The sequence below is a fragment of the Micromonospora radicis genome (assembly GCF_003583405.1).
In the GTDB taxonomy this organism is placed as follows: domain Bacteria; phylum Actinomycetota; class Actinomycetes; order Mycobacteriales; family Micromonosporaceae; genus Micromonospora; species Micromonospora radicis.
The window spans coordinates 145212-166460 of record NZ_QXEC01000006.1 but is presented as its reverse complement, the minus strand read 5'-3'; the positions used below and the strand labels follow the sequence as shown (position 1 = coordinate 166460).

The following is a 21249-nucleotide window of genomic DNA, read 5'->3' as shown; positions in this document are numbered from 1 at the left end:
CGGTGACTCGCTGTTTCAGCGGAGCGAGTCGGCGGCGACGGCGCAGACGGCGGCGGTGAGCGCGTTCAGCACCTGCGAGTCGAGCCGCCAGTGCTGCCAGTAGAGCGGGACGTCCAGCACCCGGCCGGGGGCGATGTCCACGCAGTTGCCGGCGGCCAGGTCGGCGTCGGCGATCCGTTCGGCCACCAGTCCCCAGCCGAGGCCGAGCTGGATCGACTCGTTGAACGCCGGTACCGACGGCACGTAGTGCACGGGCGGGTCGAGGGTGCGTCCGGTCAGCGTACGCAGGAAGCGGTGTTGGATCTGGTCCTTGCGGTCGAAGACCACCACCGGCGCGGCGCCGGCCGCCGCCGGGGTGAGGCCGTCGGCGAACCACCGGTCGGCCAGCGACGGCGCGGCCAGCGCCCGGTAGCGCATCGCTCCGAGCGGCCGCACCCGGCAGCCCTGCACCGCCTCGCGTTGCGCGGTCACGGCGGCCGTCACCACACCGTCGCGCAGCAGCTCGGCGGTGTGGTCCTGGTCGTCCTGGCGGATGTCGAAGGAGAGTTCCGGCCGGGCGGGTAGCCGGGCCAGGGCCGCCGGGAACCAGGTGGCGAGCGAGTCGGCGTTGACCACGACGGCGACCCGGGTACGACCGGGGTCGCCGCCGAGTGGCCCCCGCGCGTCGGCGAGCGCCTCCCGTTCCAGCAGTGCGAGCTGGCCGGCGAGGCGCAGCAGCGGCCGACCGGCCTCGGTGGCGTCACAGGGCCGCTGGCGGCGTACGAGCACCTGCCCGACGGTCTCCTCCAGGGCTTTGATCCGCTGGCTGACCGCCGACGGGGTGACGTGCAGCAGCCGGCCCGCCGCCTCGAAGCTGCCCTCGCTGACCACCGCCGCGAGGGTACGCAGCTGGGTGGAGTCCAGACCGTCCATGAAGCCGAGCTTAACCTCCTGAAGAATCTTTAGCTGGACTGGTCGAAGGCGCCCTCCTACCGTCGACCCGTGCTCACCTCGGCCGTTGCCGGCTTCTCCCTCTCCATCGCCCTGATCGTCGCGATCGGGGCGCAGAACGCCTTCGTGCTCCGCCAGGGCCTGCGCCGGGAACACCTGGCGCCGGTCGTACTGACCTGCGCTCTCTCGGACGCCCTGCTGATCGGCGTCGGCATCGCCGGGGTGGGTTCGGTGGTGACCGCCCGGCCCGACGTGCTCACCGCGATCCGCTGGGGCGGCGCGGCGTTCCTGCTCGGGTACGCGGTCCTCGCCGCCCGCCGGGCGCTGCGCCCCGGTGCCCTCACCCCCGCCGACCGGCCGCCGGCCCGGCTCGGCGCGACCCTCGCCGCCTGCCTCGCCTTCACCTACCTCAACCCGCACGTCTACCTGGACACCGTGCTGCTGCTCGGCGGCATCGCCCAGCAGCACCAGCACCGGTGGTGGTTCGGCCTCGGCGCGGCGGCGGCCAGCGTGTGCTGGTTCACCGCGCTCGGTGCCGGCGCCTACCGACTCGCCCCGCTGCTCGCGCGGACCCGGGTCTGGCAGGTGGTCGACGGTGTGATCGCGGTGGTGATGGTCGTGGTGGCGGCGGTGCTGGTGCTGGGCTGAGCGGGTGTTTTCGCTTACCACCGGGAGCGGGGACGGCCTCCGGCAGGAATGATGGCCGGGTGCGGTTCCTCAATGGCGCCACCCCGGCGTACGACCTGACCTACAACGACGTCTTCATGGCACCGGCCCGCTCGGAGGTGGGCTCACGGCTCGACGTCGACCTGGCCACCGGCGACGGTACGGGCACCACGATCCCCCTGGTGGTGGCGAACATGACGGCGGTCGCCGGCCGGCGGATGGCCGAGACGGTAGCCCGGCGCGGCGGCATCGTGGTGATTCCGCAGGACATCCCGATCGACGTGGTGGCCGACGTCGTCGGCTGGGTCAAGCAGCGCCATCTGGTGCACGAGACGGCGATCGCGCTCGGCCCGACGGACACCGTCGGAGACGCGATCCACCTGCTGCCGAAGCGGGCGTACGGCGCGGTGGTCGTGGTCGACGAGGCCGGCCGGCCGATGGGAGTGGTGACCGAGGCCGACACGGTGGGCGTCGACCGGTTCGCCCAGCTGCGGCACGTGATGTCGAGCGAACTGCACACGGTGCCGGCGGATGCGGATCCGCGTACCGGCTTCGACCGGCTCTCCGCCGGGCGGCGACGGCTGGCGCCGGTGGTCGACGACGAGGGACGGCTGGTCGGGGTGCTGACCCGGCAGGGCGCTCTGCGGGCGACGCTCTACAAGCCGGCCGTGGACGACCGGGGTCGGCTGCGGATCGCCGCGGCGGTGGGGATCAACGGCGACGTGGCGGGTAAGGCGGCGGCGTTGCTGGCGGCCGGGGTGGACACCCTGGTCGTGGACACCGCGCACGGCCACCAGGAACGGATGATCTCCGCGCTGCGGACCGTCCGACGCCTCGACCCGGCCGTCCCGGTGGCGGCCGGCAACGTGGTCACCGCCGACGGCGTACGGGACCTGGTCGAGGCGGGCGCCGACATCGTCAAGGTCGGGGTCGGCCCGGGCGCGATGTGCACCACCCGGATGATGACCGGGGTGGGACGGCCGCAGTTCTCGGCGGTACTGGACTGTGCGACCGCCGCCCGCGAGCTGGGCCGGCACGTCTGGGCCGACGGTGGGGTGCGGCACCCCCGGGACGTGGCGCTGGCGCTGGCCGCCGGGGCGTCGAACGTGATGATCGGCTCCTGGTTCGCCGGCACCTACGAGTCCCCCGGCGACCTCTACACCGACGAGGACGACCGGCGGTACAAGGAGAGCTTCGGGATGGCCTCGGCGCGCGCGGTCAGTGCGCGTACCGGCGAGGACAGCCCGTACGACCGGGCCCGCAAGGCCATCTTCGAGGAGGGCATCTCGTCGGCGCGGATGTACCTGGACCCGGTCCGGCCCGGCGTCGAGGACCTGATCGACGAGATCATCTCCGGGGTGCGCAGCGCCTTCACCTACGCGGGGGCGCGTACCCTGCCGGAGTTCCACGAGCGGGCCCTGGTCGGGGTACAGAGCACCGCCGGCTACACCGAGGGGATGCCCCTGCCGACCAGCTGGTGACGGTGGCGACGCCACTCCGATAATCGTTTGGCCCCTGACTATCAGGTGGCTAAGGTACGGACCATGAGTCTGTACCAGCTCGGGGACCTGCCGCTGGGTCGGCTGCTGGTGGTCGCCGGGCACCTCACCGGTCAGCGGTGGAACCGCTACCTCGCCGACGAGCACGGCCTGACCCAGGCCGGGATGGTCACCCTGATGGCCCTTGCCGAGCACGGCGAGCTGCCGCACCGGGCGGTGGCCGAGTTGTGCTTCGTCCGCCCGGCGACCCTCACCGGCATCGCCGACACCCTGGAACGCGACGGCCTGGTGGAGCGGCGCCGAGACGAGGACGACCGGCGCAGCGTCAAGCTCGCCCTGACGGCGGCTGGCCACGACCGGGTGGCGGCGCTCACCGCCTTGATCCGGTCGAAGCGGCCACTGACCTCGGTCGACACCGACCCGGCGAAGGCGGCGGTGATCCGGCAGTTCCTCCTCGAGGTCATCGGCAACGAGGAGCCACCAGGAACGGGGAGTCCGACATGTTGATCCGGTTGCTGCGCGGCGGACTGCGCCCGTACCACCGGCCGTTGGCGGCGGTGGTGCTGCTCCAGTTCGTCGGCACGATGGCCGCGCTGTACCTGCCGAGCCTCAACGCCGACATCATCGACCTCGGCGTCGCCCGTGGCGACACCGACTACATCCTGCGTACCGGCGGGTGGATGCTCGCGGTCAGCGTGGTGCAGATCGTCTGCGCCACCGCCGCGGTCTACCTCGGCGCCGGGATCGCCATGGGCTACGGGCGGGACCTGCGGGCGGAACTCTTCGGGCACGTCAACACGTTCTCCGCCCGGGAGGTGGCCCGCTTCGGCGCCCCGTCGCTGATCACCCGCAACACCAACGACGTGCAACAGGTGCAGATGCTCGTGATGATGAGCTGCACCATGCTGGTGGCCGCTCCGATCATGAGCATCGGCGGTGTGGTGATGGCGCTGCGGGAGGACGTCGGCCTCTCCTGGCTCATGCTGGTCTGCGTACCGGTGCTGGCGGTCGCGCTGGGCCTGATCATCCGACGGATGGTGCCCGGCTTCCGGCTCATGCAGACCCGGATCGACACGGTCAACCGGGTGCTGCGAGAGCAGATCACCGGGATCCGGGTGGTCCGGGCGTTCGTCCGGGAGCCGTACGAGACGCGGCGCTTCGCCGCCGCGAACACCGACCTGACCGCGACCGCCCTGCGTACCGGCCGACTGATGGCGTTGATCTTCCCCGTGGTCATGCTGGTGCTCAACGTCTCCAGCGTGGCGGTGCTCTGGTTCGGTGCCCAACGGGTCGACGACGGGGCGATCCAGGTCGGCGCGTTGACCGCCTTCCTGCAGTACCTGATGCAGATCCTGATGGCCGTCATGATGGCCACCTTCATGCTGATGATGGTGCCGCGGGCCGCGGTCTGCGCCGAGCGGATCGGCGAGGTGCTGGACACCGACACGTCGGTGTCGCCCGACCCGGAACCGGTCACCGAGGTGACCGCCCGCGCCGAGTTGGAGCTACGCGGCGTACGGTTCCAGTACCCGGGCGCCGCCGAGCCGGTGCTCCGGGACATCTCGTTCCGGGTGACCCCGGGCACCACCACCGCGATCATCGGCAGTACGGGTGCGGGCAAGACCACCCTGCTCTCCCTGATCCCCCGGCTGGTCGACGTGACCGCCGGAGCGGTGCTGGTCGACGGGGTCGACGTCCGGCGGCTGGCCCCCGACGAGTTGTGGCAACGGATCGGGCTGGTGCCGCAGAAGCCGTACCTGTTCACCGGGACGGTGGCGAGCAACCTGCGCTACGGCAACCCGGACGCCACCGACGAACAACTGTGGGCGGCGCTGGAGATCGCCCAGGCCCGGGACTTCGTCGCGGCCATGCCCGAGGGGCTGGCGGCGCCGATCGCCCAGGGCGGCACGAACGTCTCCGGCGGTCAGCGGCAGCGGCTGGCGATCGCCCGGGCGCTGGTCCGCCGGCCGGAGATCTACCTCTTCGACGACTCGTTCTCCGCGCTCGACCTCGGCACCGACGCGCGACTGCGGGCGGCCCTGCGGCCGGTCACCGCCGACGCCGCCGTGGTGATCGTGGCGCAGCGGGTGTCCACGATCGTCGGCGCCGACCAGATCATCGTGCTGGAGGACGGGAGCGTGGTCGGGATGGGCCGACACGAGGAACTGCTCACCAGCTGCCCGACGTACGCCGAGATCGTGGCGTCCCAACGAACGGCCGAGGTGCCGGCATGAGCGAGCCCCAGCGAGCGAATCATCGGGTCAGCGCCGAGGTGCCTCAGGACGGCACGGAGCGAAGCGGAGAGCCGGCATGAGCGAGCCCCAGCGAGCGAATCAGCAGGAAGCCGCCATCCCCGCGCAGCCGGGGGGTGCCGACGCGCGGACGCCGAAGCGGTTGCCCGCCGGCGGGCAGCGCGGGGGTCCGCCGTGGATGGGCGCGGGGATGCCCGCGGAACGCTCGATGAACTTCGGCCCGAGCGCCCGCCGCCTGCTGGCCCGACTGCGCCCGCACCGGCTGCACCTGGCCGCGGTCATCACGTTGGCGGTGGCCAGCGTCGGGTTGAGTGTGATCGGGCCGAAGGTGCTCGGGCACGCCACCGATCTGATCTTCACCGGGGTCATCGGCCGGCAGCTGCCGGCGGGCACCAGCGCCGAGCAGGCCGTCGACGCGGCCCGGGCGGCGGGTAACGACAACTTCGCCGACATGCTCGCCCGGATGGACGTGGTACCCGGTGTGGGGGTCGACTTCACCGCGCTGGGCCGGGTGCTGCTGCTGGCGCTGGGGCTCTACCTGGCGGCCAGCCTGCTGATGTGGTGGCAGGGCTGGCTGCTCACCGGCGTGGTGCAGCGGGCCGTGTTCGGCCTGCGCGCCGACGTCGAGGAGAAGCTCAACCGGTTGCCGCTGCCGTACTTCGACCGGCAGCCCCGCGGTGAGCTGCTCAGCCGGGTCACCAACGACATCGACAACATCGCGCAGAGCCTCCAGCAGACGCTGAGTCAGCTGCTCACGTCGCTGCTCACCGTGGTCGGCGTACTCGGCATGATGTTCTGGATCTCGCCGCTGCTGGCCCTGGTGGCGCTGGTCGCGGTGCCGCTGTCGGTGCTGGTCACCGCCCAGATCGCCAAGCGGTCGCAGCGCAGGTTCATCGCCCAGTGGACGCACACCGGCGAGCTGAACGGGCAGATCGAGGAGGCGTTCACCGGCCACGAGCTGGTCAAGGTCTTCGGTCGGCAGCGCGAGGTGGAGGCGGCCTTCCACGCCAAGAACGAGGAACTGTTCCGGGCCAGCTTCGGCGCCCAGTTCATCTCCGGGATCATCATGCCGGCGATGTTCTTCATCGGGAACCTCAGCTACGTGGCGATCGCCGTGGTCGGCGGGCTGCGGGTCGCCTCCGGCACGATGAGCCTCGGCGACGTGCAGGCGTTCATCCAGTACTCCCGCCAGTTCACCCAGCCGCTCACCCAGGTCGCCTCGATGGCCAACCTGCTGCAGTCGGGAGTGGCCTCGGCCGAGCGGGTCTTCGCCGTACTCGACGCCGAGGAGCAGGAGCCGGACCCCGTCGCGCCGGCCCGGGTGACCGACCCGCACGGCCGGGTCGAGTTCGAGCACGTCTCGTTCCGGTACGCCCCGGACAAGCCGCTGATCGAGGATCTCTCCCTGGTCGCCGAGCCGGGCCACACCGTGGCCATCGTCGGGCCGACCGGCGCCGGCAAGACCACCCTGGTCAATCTGATCATGCGCTTCTACGAGCTGGACGCCGGCCGGATCACGCTCGACGGGGTGGACGTCACCACCCTGAACCGCGACGACCTGCGCGGCCGGATCGGCATGGTGTTGCAGGACACCTGGCTGTTCGGCGGCACGATCCGGGACAACATCGCCTACGGGCGGCCCGACGCGACCGAGGAGGAGATCCTCGCCGCCGCCCGGGCCACCTTCGTGGACCGGTTCGTCCGTAGCCTGCCCGACGGCTACGACACGGTGATCGACGAGGAGGGCAGCAACGTCAGCGCCGGGGAGAAGCAGCTCATCACGATCGCCCGGGCCTTCCTGGCCGACCCCGCACTGCTGATCCTCGACGAGGCGACCAGCTCGGTGGACACCCGTACCGAGGTGCTTCTCCAGCAGGCGATGGCGGCCCTGCGGTCTGAGCGGACCAGCTTCGTCATCGCGCACCGGCTCTCCACCATCCGCGACGCCGATCTGATCCTGATGATGGAGGACGGCCGCATCGTCGAGCAGGGCACCCACGAGCAGTTGCTCGCCGCGCAGGGCGCGTACCACCGGCTCTACCAGGCGCAGTTCCAACAGGCGGTCAGCGGTGACGACCCGGTGGCCGTACCGGCGTGAGCCCACCTGCGGAGCGGGCGGAGGCCCGCCGGGGCGCGCGAGGTGGCCGGGCCGCTGACACGGGACCTGTCAGCGGCCCGGCGGCGGCCCGGGCGTCGGGAACGGGGGACCCGACGCTCGCCGGACCGCGCGTGACAACGGTACGCCGCCGAGCGACCATCCGGCGACCACGACGACCTACTGACCCATCTCGATATTTCCGGTTCAGATCGCACTCCACCGGGCGGTGTCCACGCGCCGGGTCAAGGTGTCGCTGGTCACGACCGGCGAGGGCCGCACCCAGTGATGCCGGACACATCGTCAGGCTCAGTACGTATCCGGTCGGCCCGCCGCGCGAGGTGACATAGGTGTCCGAACTGCTCACCCAGCTGGCATCGCCCGACTGGGCGTACCTGGTCCTGTTCGGTCTGCTGATGGTGGACGCCTTCGTGCCGGTGGTGCCCACCCAACTGTTGATGATCACGGGCGGCGCGGTCACCGTGTACGGCGGGACGAGCCTGCCGGTGACCATCGCGGTCGGCGCACTGGGCGTGTTCACCGGGGATCTGGCCTGCTACCTGCTCGGCCGGAGCACCCCGGGGCGGCGGCCACCGCGCCCGGCGGGGACGGGCCGCGCCCGGCGGGTGGCGGGCCGGTTCACCCAGGGACTGCGCCGTCCCGGACCGACCGGGCTGCTGCTCTGCCGCTTCGTGCCCGGCGGTCGGATGACCGTCTGCTTCGCGTCCGGTCGCAGCCGGTACCCGCTGCGGCTCTTCCTCCCCTACGCCGGCACCGCGGCGGTGGCCTGGGCGTCGTACGGCGCACTGGTCGGGCACCTCGGCGGGGCGGCACTGACCGGCTCGGCGTGGCGGATGACGGTGATCGCGGTGCTGGCCGCCGCCGGCTTCGCCCTGACCGGGTGGGCCCTGGCGCTGGTCGCCGCCCGACTGGCCCCGGCGCCGGCTGAGATCCCGGCCGACTGAGGTTCCGGCCGACTGAGGTTCCGGCCGACTGAGGTTCCGGCCGACTGAGGTTCCGGCCGACTGAGGTTCCGGCCGACTGAGGCCACCCGCTGATCGCCGCCCCGCTCCGGACCACGACCCCGTCCAACGGCCACTCGGGGAGATACCGGAGGACCGGTCGGGGTCGACCCGGGGGCGGATCTCGGTGCTCGTCCCGGATCCGCCCGAGGCCCTCCCGGCGACAGGCTGAGACATGCCTGGAACCCGGAACATCGGCGTACTGGCCCTCGGCGGCATCGCCCTCGCCGCGCTGCTCGCCGTCGTCGGCCACCTCGGTGTGGACGACCTCGACCCGGTGAGCCTGACCGTCAGCGACTACGCCGTCTCCGACTCCGGTGGCGCCATCCACGTCGCCATGGTGACGCTGGCCGTGGCCTCCGCCCTGCTCGTCCCGGCCCTGCCCCGCCTCGGCCCGCCCGGCGGCCGCCGGGGTGGAACCCACCACCACACCGGCGTCGATCCGGCGGGCGGCCGCGACCTGCGCCGACCGCGCGCGGCCGAGTTGCTGCTCGCGGCGTGGGCCGGTGGCCTGCTGCTGGCCGGGCTGGTGCCGACCAACCCGCCGGGCACCGAGATGGGCACCGCCGCCTACCTGCACCGGTACGCCTCGGTGGTGGCCTTCCTGGCGCTGCCGGTCGCCGGCTGGCTCCTCGCCGCCCGGCTACCGGCCGAGAGCGGCGCGCGGCGCTGGCTCCGCGTGCTGACCGTGGCCAGCCTGGTCCTGGCCGCCGCCCAGGTGTGGTCCGCCTACCCCGGCGACCGGGCCTTCTACGGCCTGATCGAACGCGCCCTCATCCTCACCGAGGTCGCCCTGCTCGTCCTGGTGGCCAGCACGCTCCTCCGTCGGCCCGACCCGTCGATGGCGGCGTGGTGGCGCCCGCCGGGGACTACTCCAGTTCGTGCAGCATCAGCTGACGGGCGGCCTCGGTGACCGAGCCGGAGAGACTGGGGTAGATGGTGATGGTCTGGGCCAGTTCGTTGACCGTGAGGTTGTTCTCCACCGCCATCGTGATCGGCAGGATCAACTCGCTGGCCTTCGGTGCGACCACCACACCGCCGATCACCTGGCCGCTGGCCGGCCGGCAGAACAGCTTGACGAAGCCGTCCGCCACCTCGTCCATCTTCGCCCGGGCGTTGCCGGCCAGCGGCAGCATCACCTGCCGGGCCGGCACCTTGCCCGCGTCCACCTCGTCCTGAGAGACACCCACGGTGGCCAGCTCCGGGTCGGTGAAGACGTTCGCCGCGACGGTCCGTAGCCGCAGCGGCCGGACCGCCTCGCCGAGCGCGTGCCACATGGCGATCCGGCCCTGCATGGCGGCGACGCTGGCCAACGGCAGCACGCCGGTGCAGTCGCCGGCCGCGTAGATGCCGGGCACGTTGGTACGCGAGACCCGGTCCACCGTCACGTAACCGCCCCGGGCCAGTGCGACGCCGTACTCGGCCAGGCCCAGCTCGGCGGTGTTCGGAATCGAGCCGACCGCGATCAGGGCGTGCGAGCCGGACACCTTGCGCCCGTCGGAGAGTTCGACCTCGACGCCGTCGGCGGTCCGGCGCACGCCCTCGGCGCGGGAGTTGTTCAGGATGCTCATGCCCCGGGACCGGAAGACCCGCTCGATCGCCTGCGCGGCGTCCGGATCCTCGTGCGGCATCACCCGGTCGCGGCTGGAGACCAGGGTGACCTCGATCCCCATGGCCAGGTACGCGCTGGCGAACTCGGCGCCGGTGACGCCGGAGCCGACCACGATCAGGTGCTCGGGCAGGGCGGGCAGGTCGTACACCTGCCGCCAGGTCAGGATGCGCTCACCGTCGGGGAGGGCGGTGGGCAGCTGGCGCGGCGTCGCACCGGTGGCGATCAGCACCGTCGAGGCGTCGATCCCGTACGCCGCCTCCTCGCCGTCCGGCGTGACGATCACCCGGTGGGTGTGACCGAGGGCGTCCTCACCGAGCCGGGCCCGGCCGGCGACGAAGGTGACCCCGGCCTTGACCAGCTTGGCGTGGATGTCGGCGGACTGGGCCACGGCGAGCCGCTTGACCCGCTCGTGCACCGCCTGGGCGTCCACGGTGACCGCCTCCAGGCCGTCGGAGTGCACCCCGAACACCTCGGTGTCGCGGTACCCGGTCACCACCTCGGAGCTGGCGATGAACGTCTTCGACGGCACGCAGTCGGAGAGTACGCAGGCACCACCGGCGCCATCGGCCTCCACGACGGTGACGTCGGCGTCCAACTGTGCGGCGACCAGCGCCGCCTCGTAGCCGGCCGGCCCCCCGCCGATGATCACGATCCGGCTCACCACGACCGCCCTTCGTCAATGCTCACAGTGACTTTCTTCTCCCCGACACGTCCGACACGCACCGTCGTATTCTCCCCCACCCGTCCGCCGGGCTATCGTCATCGCCGTGCGTCATTACGCCGCCTACGGCTCGAACCTGGACCCCGCCCGAATGCGCGCCTACTGCCCGCATTCGCCGATGGTGGGCATCGGCTGGCTGGAGGGCTGGCGGCTCACCTTCGCCGGTGAAGACGTCATCGGCTGGGAGGGCGCGGTCAGCACCGTGGTCGAGTCGCCCGGCGACCGGGTCTTCGTGGCGCTCTACGACATCCACCCGTACGACGCGGCCCAGTTGGACGAGCTCGAGGGTGTCACCGCCGGCACGTACCGGAAGCTGACCGTCCGCGTGTCGACGCTGGACGGCGACGTGACGGCCTGGGTGTACGTCTTCGACGGCTACGAGGGCGGGTTGCCCACCTCGTGGTACGTGTCCGAGATCGCGAACGCCGCCGAGAAGGCGGGCGCGCCGGACGACTACGTCGCCGAGCTGCGGTCCCGGCCCACCGGCACCGCGTCGGCGTAGCGCGTCTCCCACACCCTCAGTCTGCTACCGGGCGCCGGTGCCGCGGGCGCCGACCCCGCAGCGCCGGGTGATCCGTCACAATCGCCCCTCTTCAGGGCGCCGGCCGGGGCGGACCGTCAGCCCTCGGTGTGGGCTCGCGCCACACCCAGCAACTCCACCAGCTCCCCGCCACCGGCGGGGCCGAGCGCCGCGAACGCCGGTGCGACCAGCCGGTCGGTCACCGCCTCGGCCCACAGCCGCCGCCGCACCAACGGCCCGACCGGCGGGTACGGCGGCGGCCACCCGCAGGCCATCGCGCCGCTCTCCCCCTCCGGCCCGGCGAGCACCGCCTGGAGCGGCGTCATCCCGCTGGCCCGCACGGCCACCAGGTGCGCGCCGGTGAAGTGCTCCCGCAGCAGGCGCAGTCCGACGGCGAGTCGGGCGCCCGGCTCCTCGGCCCGCGACGGCATCGCCCGCCACGCCGCGAACAGCGGCATCGCGCTGGCGTCGGCCGCACCGACGGCCCGTTCCACCAGCCCGACGAGCCGGTCGAGGCGGGGCAGGGTCGACAGCTGCTCCACCCCCCAACGACCGCACTCGGCCAGGCTGGCGGCGGCCACCTCCGAGGGTCGTACGGTGCGGGCCGCAGCGTCCCAGCCGTCGGCCACCGCGTCGGGCGCGATGAAGCCGAGCGCGGCGGCCACCGTCTCGGCCCGTACGTCGCCCAGGGCGCCGGCCCGGCCGGTGACGTAGAAGGCCCAACCCGAGATGCCGAGCAGCCGGGCCCGGCGCAGCGTGGTCGGGCACCGGTTGTACGCCTCGCCGAGCGCGAGCACCGCCGGCTTGCTGGCCGCGGCCAGCTGTTCCGGGGTCATCCCCGACCGCCCGAAGGTCGGTGCCCGAGGAATCCGGCCGAAGGTCCGTCCATGGAGGATCAGTCTGCCGCGCCGTCGCCCACGCCGGCATCCTCCTCCTCGGCGGCCAACGCCTCGACCGCGGCTTCGACCTCCCCGGCGCGGCGTCGGGCGGTACCGGCGGCCCGCTCGGCCGCGCGCCGGGCCAGCCGGGCGCGGCTGAGTTCCTGCTCGGCCACGGCCCGGCGGCGTTCCAGTTCGGCCAGTTCCGTCTCGATCGCGTCCAGGGCGGCAACGCCGTCCCGTTCGGCCTGCGCCGCGCCGGCCAGGTCGGCCTCGGCCCGTTCCTGGTCGGTACGCGCCCGGGACAGTTCCCGGTCCAGTGCCCGGCGTCGGCGGTCCCGCTCGGCGCGGGCCGCCCGCTGGGCCTGTTCGGCCCGGAGCGCACCGCGCTCGGCCTGGCGGGGTCGGGCCGGTTCCGCGGGCGGCGGTTCTTCCCCGCCGGTGACCAGGCGCAACTGCGGCCGGGGCACCTCGCCGAACCCGGCGTAGTGGGCGGGGCGCAGCAGGCGGCCGGAGCGCACCTGCTCGGCCACCGCCACGTCCGACAGGGCGGCGTTCAGGGTCGCCTCGACCTCGGCCAGCGGCAGCTTCCCGGCCGACGGGGCACCCTCGACCCCGGCGGCCAGTCGGCGTACCTCGGCGACGAGCGCGCCGACGACGGCCCGGCGCTGCGCGGACAGCTCCCGCAGGCGCGGGCCGCGCAGCTCGCGTTGGGCGGCCCGCAGCGAATCGGCCAGCTGCACCAGTTCGGCGACCAGTTCGGGCCGGTCGAGGGCGAGCAGGTTGACCAGCCAGGCGGCGACGGTGGGCCGGCGCAGTCGGGCGATCTCCCGGGCGGTACGCGGGTCACCGGCCTGCCGTGCTTGCGCCGCGGCGGCGTCCCGGGCGGCGACGAACCGGTCCGGTGGCGTGCGGTAGAGCTGCTCGACGAGGTCGGGCGGCGCGTCGGGCATCGGTTCAGCCGTCGATCCGGCTGCCCGGCTCCAGCCGCTGGTAGTCGCTGCCGGACAGGGCCGTGTACTGCCGGTCGAGCACGGCGTGACCACGCTCGTTGAGCAGCGCGTCGTGCAGCGCGAAGACCCGGCGCGGGGCCACCGCCCGGATGAAGTCGACCACCTCGGAGAACTTCGACCAGGGCGCGTGGATCGGCGCGAACAGGGTGTCGACCGGTACGTCCGGGACGACGAGGGAGTCTCCCGGGTGGTAGGCGACGTCGGCGAGCAGGTAGCCGAGGTTGTCCACCACCGGGATGTCGGGGTGGATCACCGCGTGCCGCCCGCCGTAGGCGCGGACGGGCACACCGGCGGCGGTGAAGGACTCACCGGGGCTCACCGGGTGCAGCACCTCGGCCGCGTCGCCCAGCGTGCCGGCCAGCGCGGCCGGCCCGTGGATGGCGAACGGCCGGCGCGCCAGCTGCCGGTCGACCGCCTCGACGTCGACGTGGTCGGGGTGCTCGTGGGTGATCAGCACCGCGTCGACCCCGTCCAAGGCCACGGCCGGGTCGCTGAACACCCCGGGATCGACGACCAGCACCCCACCGTCGTGCTCGACGCGCAGGCACGAGTGGGCGTACTTGGTGAGCCGCATCGTGATGCCTCCCATATCGAATCGTGACGTCCTCAGCGCAGTCTGCCGGAACCTGCGGGGTGACGCGGGGCGTCTCAGCTATCGCCCCGAGACGGGGCCGAGGAGAGGGGAACGGGGATGGAGCTGCAACAAGCCCGCCGACGCCCGACGACAACGGTGGCGGCGTTGCTCGCGCTGCTGGTGCTCGCCGGCTGTGGCGGCGGAGGCGACTCGGCGGGCTCCGAGGCGGGCGCGGCCGACGCGCCGGCCCACGCCGGGCGCGACGACGCCGGGGCACCGGCCCGGGCCGAGGGGAGCGACGCCGGGGCACCGGCCGGCGGCGGCGCGGCGGACACCCGGGTCGACCAGCGGGCGATCGTCTACACCGGATCGATCCGGGTCCAGGTGGACGATGTGGATTCGGCGGCCCGGTCCGCCGCCGGTGCGGCCACCCGGGCCGGTGGGTTCGTCGGTGGCGACCAGCGCCGCAGCACCGCCGCGGACGCGGTCGCGGAACTGCAACTGCGGGTACCGGCGGAACGGTTCTACCCGGTGGTGGAGGAACTCGCGGCACTGGGCCGCCAGCAGCGCCGACAGATCGACACCCAGGACGTCACCGAGGAGACCATCGACCTCGACGCGCGGATCGCCAGCCAGCGGGCCCGGGTGGAGAGCGCCCGGCGCCTCCTCGCCCAGGCCAGCTCGATCGGTGACCTGATCAGCCTGGAGAACGAGTTGGCCCGCCGGGAGGCCGACCTCGCCTCGCTGGAGGCGAAGAAGCGGCGGTTGGGCGACCTGACGGCGCTGTCCACGATCACCGTCACCCTGGTCGGGCCGGAAGCCGGCCCGATCGAGGAGGAGCGGCAGATCGGTTTCCTGGCCGGGCTCAGCGGCGGCTGGAAGGTCTTCCTGGTCTCGATGACCGTCCTGCTCACGGTGCTCGGCGCGATCCTGCCGTGGCTGCTGGTGTTCGGCGTACCGCTGGCGGCACTGTGGTGGCTGGCCCGGCGGCGCCGGGTCCGCCGGCTGGCACCCGCCGCCGTCGCCCCGGTCGCCGCCGTGCCACCGCCCGGCGGTGGGACGCCGCCCGACGGTACGGCGGCGCCCCCGGTACCGCAGGCCCGGTCCTCCTCCTGACGGCCCGCCCGGGACGCGGTGGTGGCCGTACGCGTCAGCCGAACAGCCACCACCGCGGCAGGTCCACTGCGGACGGCAACACGTACGGCCGCGCTCTGCCATACTCAACGTGACGGCCCACGCGACGGGTGGCGTCGGTCCCCGGGGAGGTGGCGCCCTTGCCGAACGACCGCATCGAGCAGCCCCGGATGGAGGAGCTGGAATCCCGGCTCATCACTCTCGCCCTCGTCGTGGCCCTGGCGGTCAGCATCGCCGACAACATCTTCAACTTCATCGAGAGCCAGAACTGGGCCACGCCGCTGATCTTCCTGACCATGCTGATCTTCCTGCGCTGGCTGGACGTCACCCGTCGACGGGTCATGTCGATCGCCACCGGCGCACCACTGCGGGTCTACGACTCGTCGTCGGCCTTCTACGGCGAGGCCCTGCACGCGATCCAGCGCAGCTCCAAGTCGGTCTACGCGGTGTTCTCACACGCCAAGGCACCCCCGCAGCAGACCGAGGAGTCCCGCCGCTACTACACGGCCACCATCCGCTGGGCCCGGAAGAATCCGGGCAAGCGGCACCTGCACCGGGTCATCCGGCTGCCCCACCACAGCCCGGACATCCAGGCCTGGGTCGACGAGCAGGTCGAACTCGGTGAGAAGGTGGAGAACTACCACGTCCGGGTGTTGCGCTATCCGCCCGGGATGGAGCTGGAGGGCGAGAACTTCGCGGTGATCGACTCGTCCGTGGTGTTCCTCGGCTACGCCGTCGACGACCGGGGTGAGCTACACGGCTTCAGCATCCGGGACGCAGGGGTCGCGGCCACCTTCGAGCACCACTTCCGCGAGCTGTGGCGGTTGGCCAACTCCAGTCCGTCCGGGCACCCGCCACAGCAGCGACAGCCCCTGGCCGACCCGTCAGACGGGATGGGTGACGCGCAGCGTCCGTCCCGCGGCGCGTAGCAGCCCCGGCCAGTCGTCGGCCGCCGGCGGGTCGAGGTACGCCATCCCGCCGCGAAAGGCGTCCGCCAACAACGCCGGCTCCCGAGGGTGGTACGCCCGGCCGACGGTGGTGGCCAGATCCCAGGCGTGCAGATGCCACTCGACGGCGAGCACCCCGATGCTGCACCGGGCGTCCCAGGTCCGGCCACGGAAGGTGTAGCTGGGCAGGTCCGGGATGGCGGAGGCGACCCGCAGGTAGCGCGTCGCGGCAGCCTTGAAGCTCCGCAGCGCGACGGGTGGCGCCACCACCGGCAGCAGCACCAGGGAGCGGGCGTTGAAGGCGGCGAGTTCCGCCGAGGTCATCAGCTCCTTCGGGCCGGATCGGAGGATCTCCCGGTGACCGGTCACGCTCTCCTGCGCGGTGGCGTGCAGGTGGCGCAGGACGTCCAGCGAGGACCATGGCGCGCACGGGCCGGTGCGGGCCCAGTCCGCCGGCTGGTAGCCGGCGCAGACCTCGGCGACCGCTGCCACACCGTCCAGATATGACCGCCGGTAGCAGGCCACGCATGCCATGGCCAGATCGTAACGATCCGTCGCCCGTCCTTGACCGTCCAGAGCGGACGGTCAGTCCACCGGCACCGCCAGTGCGGCGACGTACCGGTCCGGCCGCCTGCGCCACGGCCCCACCCAGGCGGCCTGGACGGCCTCGGCGGGTGGTCGGCCGGTCGCCGCCCAGTGCCGGGCCGGGTCGAGCAGCGCAAGCACCTCGGGTGCCTCCGTACCCCGGGCCACCCGGGCGGACAGTCCACGCTGCGCGAGCGCGACCAGTTGACCGGCCACCTCGCGTACCGGGGCGGCGATCCCGTCCGGGCCGCTCTCCGCGGCCTTCAGGGTGATCAGGTCGAGCGCCTCGGTACGGAAGTCGGCGAGCAGAGTGGCCGCCTCCCGGCGTACCGACGGCTCCTCCGCCAGCCCCACGAAGAGCGCGGGCACCACCCCGAGGTGCTCCCATGCCGGCCCGTCGGGCAGGCGGGTCTCCAACGTCCGGCGCGGGCGCACTGCCGGCCAGACCTGGGCCAGGTGGGTCTGCCAGTCGTCGAGGGTCGGCATCGTGCCGTCATCGAAGCCCTTCCGGACGGCCTGCCGGAAGGAACCGGCGGAGCCGGGAACGTACCCGGCTCCGGAGCGGCGGTAGATCATCGGTAGGTCGGTGAGCGCCGCCGTCAACTCCGCCAGCGACGTCGCCTCGTACAACCGGGCGGTGAGGTGCTGGCAGCGGGCCGGGTCGATCCGCCGCCAGTACGCCATGCGGTGCGACACCAGGCCGGTGGTGGCCGGGTCGCCGGAGTTCAGCGCCGGGGTGTTGGCGAGGATCGCGGCGAGGAACGGCGAGGCGCCCAACAGCACCCTGAGCTTGTCGAGGTACTCCCGTTCGTCCAGCGCGTCCAGGCTGACCTGAGTGGACAGGGTCAACGCCATCACCTGGTCGCCGAGCCGGCCACCGTCACCGAGCCCGGCGAAGTACCGCCGCATGATCTCGGTACGCGACTTCGGCGTCCACCGGATGTCCGCCGGCCGGTCGAACGGCAACTGCCCGCCGGTGAGCAGCCGCAGGCCGAGCGGGGCGGCGACCCGGGCCACCTCGACCAGGCACTCGCGGGCCCGGCGGAGCGACTCGGTGAGGCTGGCCGCCGGGGCGGAGGAGTACTCGATCGCCCCGGCCATCTCCAGGGTGAGCGTGGCACCGTCGGAGAGCCGGAGCCCGACCAGGGCGTCACCCTCGCGTACCGGTTCCGCCACCAGCTCCGCGAGCAAAGCCTCCAGCAGCGCCGCGGTCCCCGCGGGCTCGTCGTAACCGGCCGACCGGCCCGAGTCCGGCCGCACCAGGCCACACTCGACCTCCAGGCCGATCAGCCGTTCGTACCGGTCGGCGGGAAGGAAGGAACGCACCAGGTCGGCGAACTCCAGGCACGGTCGATCGTGGGGAACCAGGCCCTGGCTCATCGTCGAACCACCACTTCGACCCCTCCCCGTACGAGGTCAGCTCAGGTTGGCAGAGGGGGTGGCCGCCGGCTCCGAGCGTACCTCCGAGTGGCTCGTCTCCCGGAACCGCCACGGCGCCGTGGTCACCCAGGAACGGATCTGCGGTTCCGTGGCGAGCAGATCCTTGCGCAGGTCGTAGACGAGGTGACGCGGCGAGTCCGGATCGCCCTGCCGGGTGCCCCGGAACGGCAGCACCGGCAGCAGCAGCGGGTAGTCGACCTGCCCGGTGCCGTTGCCGACCCCGATCTCCTGCTCCAGGAAGTCGCGGATGCCGTCGCGGACCGCCTCGATGTCGGCCAGCCGGGCCAGCCCCGGGTCGCCCGAGGTCAGGTAGTCCCCGGCCCGGTCCACCGGCGGCCGCCGCCAGATCAGCTGGAAGGCCGGACGCTTGGTGGTGAAGCCCCGGTCCCAGGGACGCGGACTGATCGAGTACACGTCGTAGGTGTGGTGGTGGTAGACGGAGCCCTGCCCGCCCATCTCCCGCAGCACGTCGTCGACGGCCGTCAGCCAGGGCAGCAACTCCTCCTCCCGCAGTCGCAGTCCCTCGCTGAGGTGGTAGTCCCGGTACAGCTCGGCGCTGCCGGCGTACGGGTCCTCCGGTACCTGCTCGTGGACCGCGTCCCGGTTGGCGTCCAGCAGGATGCGGGACAGGTGGAAACCGGCCACCGCCACCCCGGGTGCCCGCCCGGCGACGATGTCGTCCACCAGGTGCCGGTAGATGGCGGCGGTGCCGAGATCCAGGTTGTCGTGCACCAGCTGAACCAGCTTCCCGTAGTCCGCCGGGTCGACGGCGGCCAGCAGGTCCGCCGGCAGTTCGGTGCCGCAGTGCGGAAGGACGTGCAGCTCACGTACGGGTGCGGTGGCGTCGGACACGATGGTGCCGCCACCGACGCGCAGCCGGTGTACGTGCCCACCGGCGGACGAGAGGTCCGCGTCGAGGTACGGGTGACCGCAGTCGAAGCAGTCGTGTTCCCGCTGGTGCTTCAGGAACAGGCTGGCCGTACCCGGGTCGGCCGTTGTCACGCTGGGATGCACGACCGGTCCTCCTCTGCTGCTGGGGATGCCGGGGCGGCATCGGCGTCGACCAGCAGGAGCCGAACCTCGTCCGGCGTCCAGTTGCCCATCGACCCGGGCCGGCTGCTGAGGTAGGCGGCGATCCGGTACGGCGACCAGCGGTGCGCCTCGGCGAGCCCGGTCGCCAGGTGACGCAGGTAGACCGCGGCCGGCTTGCGGTGTTCGACCTCGTGGCTGCGCCAGGGCGAGGTGAAGGTGAAGGCGGGCAGCCCGGCGAGCGCACCGAGATGGAGCAGGGTCTGGTAGCAGCCGGGGCCGAGGGCGAGCCGTCCGTGGCTCATCACGCCGCCGAGGTCGATGTCCTCCCCGGGCTCCAGGCACATCTCCTGGGCGATGATGTCGGAGAACTGCGAGACGGTGAGCCGGTAGGCCCGGGCCGGCGTCCCGCCGGGGTGCTCGTGGTCGTAGAAGGCCATCCCGCCGGTCCAGGCCCGCGCCTCCAGGGCGAAGTAGATCGTGCCGGGCAGCCGCACCGCCCGGCTGTCGGTCGGCAGGCTCTTGTCCCGGCAGCCCGGATAGGTCAACGCGCCCGCCGGAGGACGCCCGCCGACCAGGTAGTACGACAGCCGGTCCAGGCTCATGTTCGAGCCGTAGCAGACGTACCAGAGGTGCGTGGGCGGCTCCGCGGAGGTGCCGGGGGTCAGTGCCTCGACCAGCTCCTCCACCTGACCGAAGAGGTCGTCCGGGTGCGTCGACGTGTTCATCGGCCACCTCCGGTGGCCCCGCTACCCGGCGGCGGGGCGTCGAGAGCGGCGAGGGCGGTGTGCGCGAGGACCCGTACGCCGTACTCGATGGACCGCTCGTCGATGTCGAAGCCGGGTTGGTGGGTGTCGCACTGGGCGGTCGCGCCGGGCGGCGCCACCCCGAGGCGGATCATCGAGCCGGGCACCTGCTCCAGGTAGTAGGAGAAGTCCTCGCCGCCCATGCTGATCTCGGCCTCGAAGACGTTCTCGTGGCCCAGCGCGCGGGCCGCCGCGGCGCTGATCACGTCGGTGGCGTACTTGTCGTTCACCACCGGCGGGAATCCTCGGAGGTACGCCACCTCGACTTCCGCCCCGGTACCGCTGACCAGGTCCGGCACCAGCTTCGCGATGATCTCACCGGCGTCCTGCCAGGCCTCGCGGTGCAGCGAACGGACGGTGCCGCGCAGGTAGCCCTCGGAGGGGATGGCGTTGGACGCCACCCCGGCGTGGATCGCACCCCAGACGACCGAAACCGGCCAGCGCGGGTCCATCCGCCGGGCGAGTTGGGCGGGCAGGTCGACGGCCACCCGGCCGAGCAGGTCGACCAGGTCGGTGGTCAGGTGTGGACGGGCCGTGTGCCCACCCGGGCCGCCGAGGCGGACCTCCAGGGTGGCCGAGGCCGCCGTCAACGGGCCGGTACGCACCCCGACCGAACCCACCGGCAGCTGCGGCGCGCAGTGCACGGCGAAGATCGACGAGACGCCGTCCAGACCGCCGGCCTCGATCACCTCGGGGGCGCCCGAGGGCACCACCTCCTCGGCCGGCTGGAAGATCAACCGCACTCGCCCGGGCAACCCGCCCTGCTCGGCGAGGCGGGCGAGCAGCGGGGCGAGTCCGAGCAGGATGGTGGTGTGCGCGTCGTGGCCGCAGGCGTGGCAGACGCCCGGCACGGTCGACCGGTAGTCGACGTCCTTGTCGTCGGCCAGCGGCAGCGCGTCCAGGTCGGCGCGGAAGGCGACCAGCGGGCCGTCGCCGGCACCGATGTCACAGATCACGCCGTTGCGCTTGGGCAGCAGCCGCGGCCGGAGGCCGAGTTCGGTCAGCCGCCGGTGTACCAGGGCGGTGGTCTCGAACTCCGCACCGGAAAGCTCGGGATGGGCATGGATGTGCCGGCGGGTCGCGACGAGGGCCGGCACCTGCCGGGTCAGCAGCTCGTCCAGGCCGCCGGGCAGTGGCTGCACGGCGGGGGTGGCCGCCGGCAAGGATCCCGCCCAGGCACCGCCGGGCGCCGTCAACGCACTCGTCACGTCGGATTCTCGATCACTAGAAATGAATGGATCTCCGGGCACAACAGCAGACAGGGTAGACCGACCATGGTAACTCTGCGCAACATCGTTCTGGTGATGGTCGGACCGCGCAGCGTCACGTATGCCCTGCTGAGAGCCCCCGTCGTCGTGCAGGACAGCAGGTAGATCACGGTCAAGGGCCGCCATCCGCTGCTCACCTCCTACAACGCGTAACCGGGTCCACGGGTTGGGAATCTCCTCGAAACCCAGCGACCTTGTTCCGAATTGTCGCATTGGTCGGACCAGCTGATCGACCGCACGACAACTACCCGACCGCAC

General features: G+C 72.6%; 20 protein-coding genes. 10 read left to right on the top strand and 10 right to left on the bottom strand.

Annotated elements, in window-relative coordinates:
- Positions 1 to 15 precede the first annotated feature (15 nt).
- Complete coding sequence (locus D2L64_RS09035) at positions 16 to 912, bottom strand: LysR family transcriptional regulator ArgP (RefSeq protein ID WP_119574296.1); 897 nt, start codon at positions 910 to 912, stop codon at positions 16 to 18.
- Between the two features lie 69 nt (positions 913 to 981).
- On the opposite strand from D2L64_RS09035, the gene D2L64_RS09030 reads away from it, so the two are divergent.
- From D2L64_RS09030 to D2L64_RS09000, 7 genes are all read left to right on the top strand, one after another.
- Positions 982 to 1578 carry a LysE/ArgO family amino acid transporter gene (locus tag D2L64_RS09030; RefSeq protein WP_119574294.1) on the top strand — a complete coding sequence of 199 codons (597 nt, stop codon included), beginning with the start codon at positions 982 to 984 and terminating at the stop codon, positions 1576 to 1578.
- A 59-nt stretch (positions 1579 to 1637) separates the two neighbouring features.
- Positions 1638 to 3077, top strand: coding sequence for a GuaB1 family IMP dehydrogenase-related protein (locus D2L64_RS09025; protein WP_119574292.1), 1440 nt, complete (start codon positions 1638 to 1640; stop codon positions 3075 to 3077).
- Between the two features lie 63 nt (positions 3078 to 3140).
- Positions 3141 to 3602, top strand: coding sequence for a MarR family winged helix-turn-helix transcriptional regulator (locus D2L64_RS09020; protein ID WP_119574290.1), 462 nt, complete (start codon positions 3141 to 3143; stop codon positions 3600 to 3602).
- Positions 3596 to 5329, top strand: coding sequence for an ABC transporter ATP-binding protein (locus tag D2L64_RS09015; RefSeq protein WP_119574288.1), 1734 nt, complete (start codon positions 3596 to 3598; stop codon positions 5327 to 5329). Before D2L64_RS09020 ends, D2L64_RS09015 begins: the two co-directional genes overlap by 7 nt.
- A 196-nt stretch (positions 5330 to 5525) precedes the next feature.
- The gene (locus D2L64_RS09010) at positions 5526 to 7445 is read left to right on the top strand and encodes an ABC transporter ATP-binding protein (RefSeq protein ID WP_233558873.1); all 1920 of its coding nucleotides are present in this window, start codon (positions 5526 to 5528) and stop codon (positions 7443 to 7445) included.
- A 347-nt stretch (positions 7446 to 7792) separates the two neighbouring features.
- Positions 7793 to 8407 carry a DedA family protein gene (locus D2L64_RS09005; protein WP_119574284.1) on the top strand — a complete coding sequence of 205 codons (615 nt, stop codon included), beginning with the start codon at positions 7793 to 7795 and terminating at the stop codon, positions 8405 to 8407.
- Between the two features lie 232 nt (positions 8408 to 8639).
- Positions 8640 to 9377: a DUF998 domain-containing protein gene (locus D2L64_RS09000; RefSeq protein WP_119574282.1), complete on the top strand. Its 738-nt coding sequence runs from the start codon at positions 8640 to 8642 to the stop codon at positions 9375 to 9377.
- On the opposite strand, the gene D2L64_RS08995 is transcribed toward D2L64_RS09000, so the two are convergent.
- Entirely contained in the window at positions 9334 to 10737 is a 1404-nt protein-coding gene (locus D2L64_RS08995) for an NAD(P)H-quinone dehydrogenase (protein WP_119574439.1), read from the bottom strand. The genes D2L64_RS09000 and D2L64_RS08995 overlap by 44 nt on opposite strands.
- 106 nt (positions 10738 to 10843) lie before the next feature.
- On the opposite strand from D2L64_RS08995, the gene D2L64_RS08990 reads away from it, so the two are divergent.
- Positions 10844 to 11299 carry a gamma-glutamylcyclotransferase gene (locus D2L64_RS08990; RefSeq protein WP_119574280.1) on the top strand — a complete coding sequence of 152 codons (456 nt, stop codon included), beginning with the start codon at positions 10844 to 10846 and terminating at the stop codon, positions 11297 to 11299.
- Positions 11300 to 11415: 116 nt separating this feature from the next.
- Here D2L64_RS08990 and D2L64_RS08985 read toward each other — a convergent pair whose 3' ends face one another.
- The 3 genes from D2L64_RS08985 to D2L64_RS08975 are packed head-to-tail and all read right to left on the bottom strand — an operon-like array spanning position 11416 to position 13782.
- A complete protein-coding gene (locus D2L64_RS08985; RefSeq protein WP_119574277.1) occupies positions 11416 to 12153 on the bottom strand; it encodes an SCO6745 family protein in 738 nt (245 codons plus the stop codon).
- Between the two features lie 59 nt (positions 12154 to 12212).
- Positions 12213 to 13148 (bottom strand): hypothetical protein, encoded by a 936-nt coding sequence (locus tag D2L64_RS08980; RefSeq protein ID WP_119574275.1) that lies wholly within the window; start codon positions 13146 to 13148, stop codon positions 12213 to 12215.
- A gap of 4 nt (positions 13149 to 13152) precedes the next feature.
- Positions 13153 to 13782: an MBL fold metallo-hydrolase gene (locus tag D2L64_RS08975; protein ID WP_119574437.1), complete on the bottom strand. Its 630-nt coding sequence runs from the start codon at positions 13780 to 13782 to the stop codon at positions 13153 to 13155.
- Between the two features lie 117 nt (positions 13783 to 13899).
- On the opposite strand from D2L64_RS08975, the gene D2L64_RS08970 reads away from it, so the two are divergent.
- Together D2L64_RS08970 and D2L64_RS08965 are read left to right on the top strand one after the other, a co-directional pair.
- Entirely contained in the window at positions 13900 to 14898 is a 999-nt protein-coding gene (locus D2L64_RS08970; RefSeq protein WP_119574273.1) for a DUF4349 domain-containing protein, read from the top strand.
- A 158-nt stretch (positions 14899 to 15056) separates the two neighbouring features.
- Positions 15057 to 15845, top strand: coding sequence for a hypothetical protein (locus D2L64_RS08965; protein ID WP_147376221.1), 789 nt, complete (start codon positions 15057 to 15059; stop codon positions 15843 to 15845).
- Here the strand turns inward: D2L64_RS08965 and D2L64_RS08960 are convergent.
- From D2L64_RS08960 to D2L64_RS08940, 5 genes are read right to left on the bottom strand one after another with little or no spacing between them, the layout of a single operon-like run.
- Entirely contained in the window at positions 15801 to 16397 is a 597-nt protein-coding gene (locus D2L64_RS08960; RefSeq protein WP_119574269.1) for a maleylpyruvate isomerase N-terminal domain-containing protein, read from the bottom strand. The two genes, D2L64_RS08965 and D2L64_RS08960, sit on opposite strands and share 45 nt — an antisense overlap.
- Positions 16398 to 16448: 51 nt before the next feature.
- Entirely contained in the window at positions 16449 to 17828 is a 1380-nt protein-coding gene (locus D2L64_RS08955; RefSeq protein WP_119574268.1) for a glutamate-cysteine ligase family protein, read from the bottom strand.
- A 36-nt stretch (positions 17829 to 17864) separates the two neighbouring features.
- Positions 17865 to 18902 carry an N-formylglutamate amidohydrolase gene (locus D2L64_RS08950; RefSeq protein WP_147376220.1) on the bottom strand — a complete coding sequence of 346 codons (1038 nt, stop codon included), beginning with the start codon at positions 18900 to 18902 and terminating at the stop codon, positions 17865 to 17867.
- On the bottom strand, positions 18887 to 19645 hold the full coding sequence (locus D2L64_RS08945) for a histone deacetylase (protein WP_233558865.1): 759 nt from the start codon (positions 19643 to 19645) through the stop codon (positions 18887 to 18889). The genes D2L64_RS08950 and D2L64_RS08945 overlap by 16 nt, the downstream gene beginning before the upstream one ends.
- Complete coding sequence (locus tag D2L64_RS08940) at positions 19642 to 20931, bottom strand: amidohydrolase (protein WP_119574264.1); 1290 nt, start codon at positions 20929 to 20931, stop codon at positions 19642 to 19644. Before D2L64_RS08940 ends, D2L64_RS08945 begins: the two co-directional genes overlap by 4 nt.
- Between the last annotated feature and the right edge of the window lie 318 nt (positions 20932 to 21249).

What these genes read in the sequence shown, in the direction of transcription:
- D2L64_RS09035 (WP_119574296.1), bottom strand. Translation starts at nt 912, where the DNA reads ATGGACGGTCTGGACTCCACCCAGCTGCGTACCCTCGCGGCGGTGGTC.
- D2L64_RS09020 (WP_119574290.1), top strand. Translation starts at nt 3,141, where the DNA reads ATGAGTCTGTACCAGCTCGGGGACCTGCCGCTGGGTCGGCTGCTGGTG.
- D2L64_RS09015 (WP_119574288.1), top strand. Translation starts at nt 3,596, where the DNA reads ATGTTGATCCGGTTGCTGCGCGGCGGACTGCGCCCGTACCACCGGCCG.
- D2L64_RS09010 (WP_233558873.1), top strand. Translation starts at nt 5,526, where the DNA reads ATGGGCGCGGGGATGCCCGCGGAACGCTCGATGAACTTCGGCCCGAGC.
- D2L64_RS09000 (WP_119574282.1), top strand. Translation starts at nt 8,640, where the DNA reads ATGCCTGGAACCCGGAACATCGGCGTACTGGCCCTCGGCGGCATCGCC.
- D2L64_RS08985 (WP_119574277.1), bottom strand. Translation starts at nt 12,153, where the DNA reads ATGACCCCGGAACAGCTGGCCGCGGCCAGCAAGCCGGCGGTGCTCGCG.
- D2L64_RS08980 (WP_119574275.1), bottom strand. Translation starts at nt 13,148, where the DNA reads ATGCCCGACGCGCCGCCCGACCTCGTCGAGCAGCTCTACCGCACGCCA.
- D2L64_RS08975 (WP_119574437.1), bottom strand. Translation starts at nt 13,782, where the DNA reads ATGCGGCTCACCAAGTACGCCCACTCGTGCCTGCGCGTCGAGCACGAC.
- D2L64_RS08970 (WP_119574273.1), top strand. Translation starts at nt 13,900, where the DNA reads ATGGAGCTGCAACAAGCCCGCCGACGCCCGACGACAACGGTGGCGGCG.
- D2L64_RS08960 (WP_119574269.1), bottom strand. Translation starts at nt 16,397, where the DNA reads ATGGCATGCGTGGCCTGCTACCGGCGGTCATATCTGGACGGTGTGGCA.
- D2L64_RS08955 (WP_119574268.1), bottom strand. Translation starts at nt 17,828, where the DNA reads ATGAGCCAGGGCCTGGTTCCCCACGATCGACCGTGCCTGGAGTTCGCC.
- D2L64_RS08945 (WP_233558865.1), bottom strand. Translation starts at nt 19,645, where the DNA reads ATGAACACGTCGACGCACCCGGACGACCTCTTCGGTCAGGTGGAGGAG.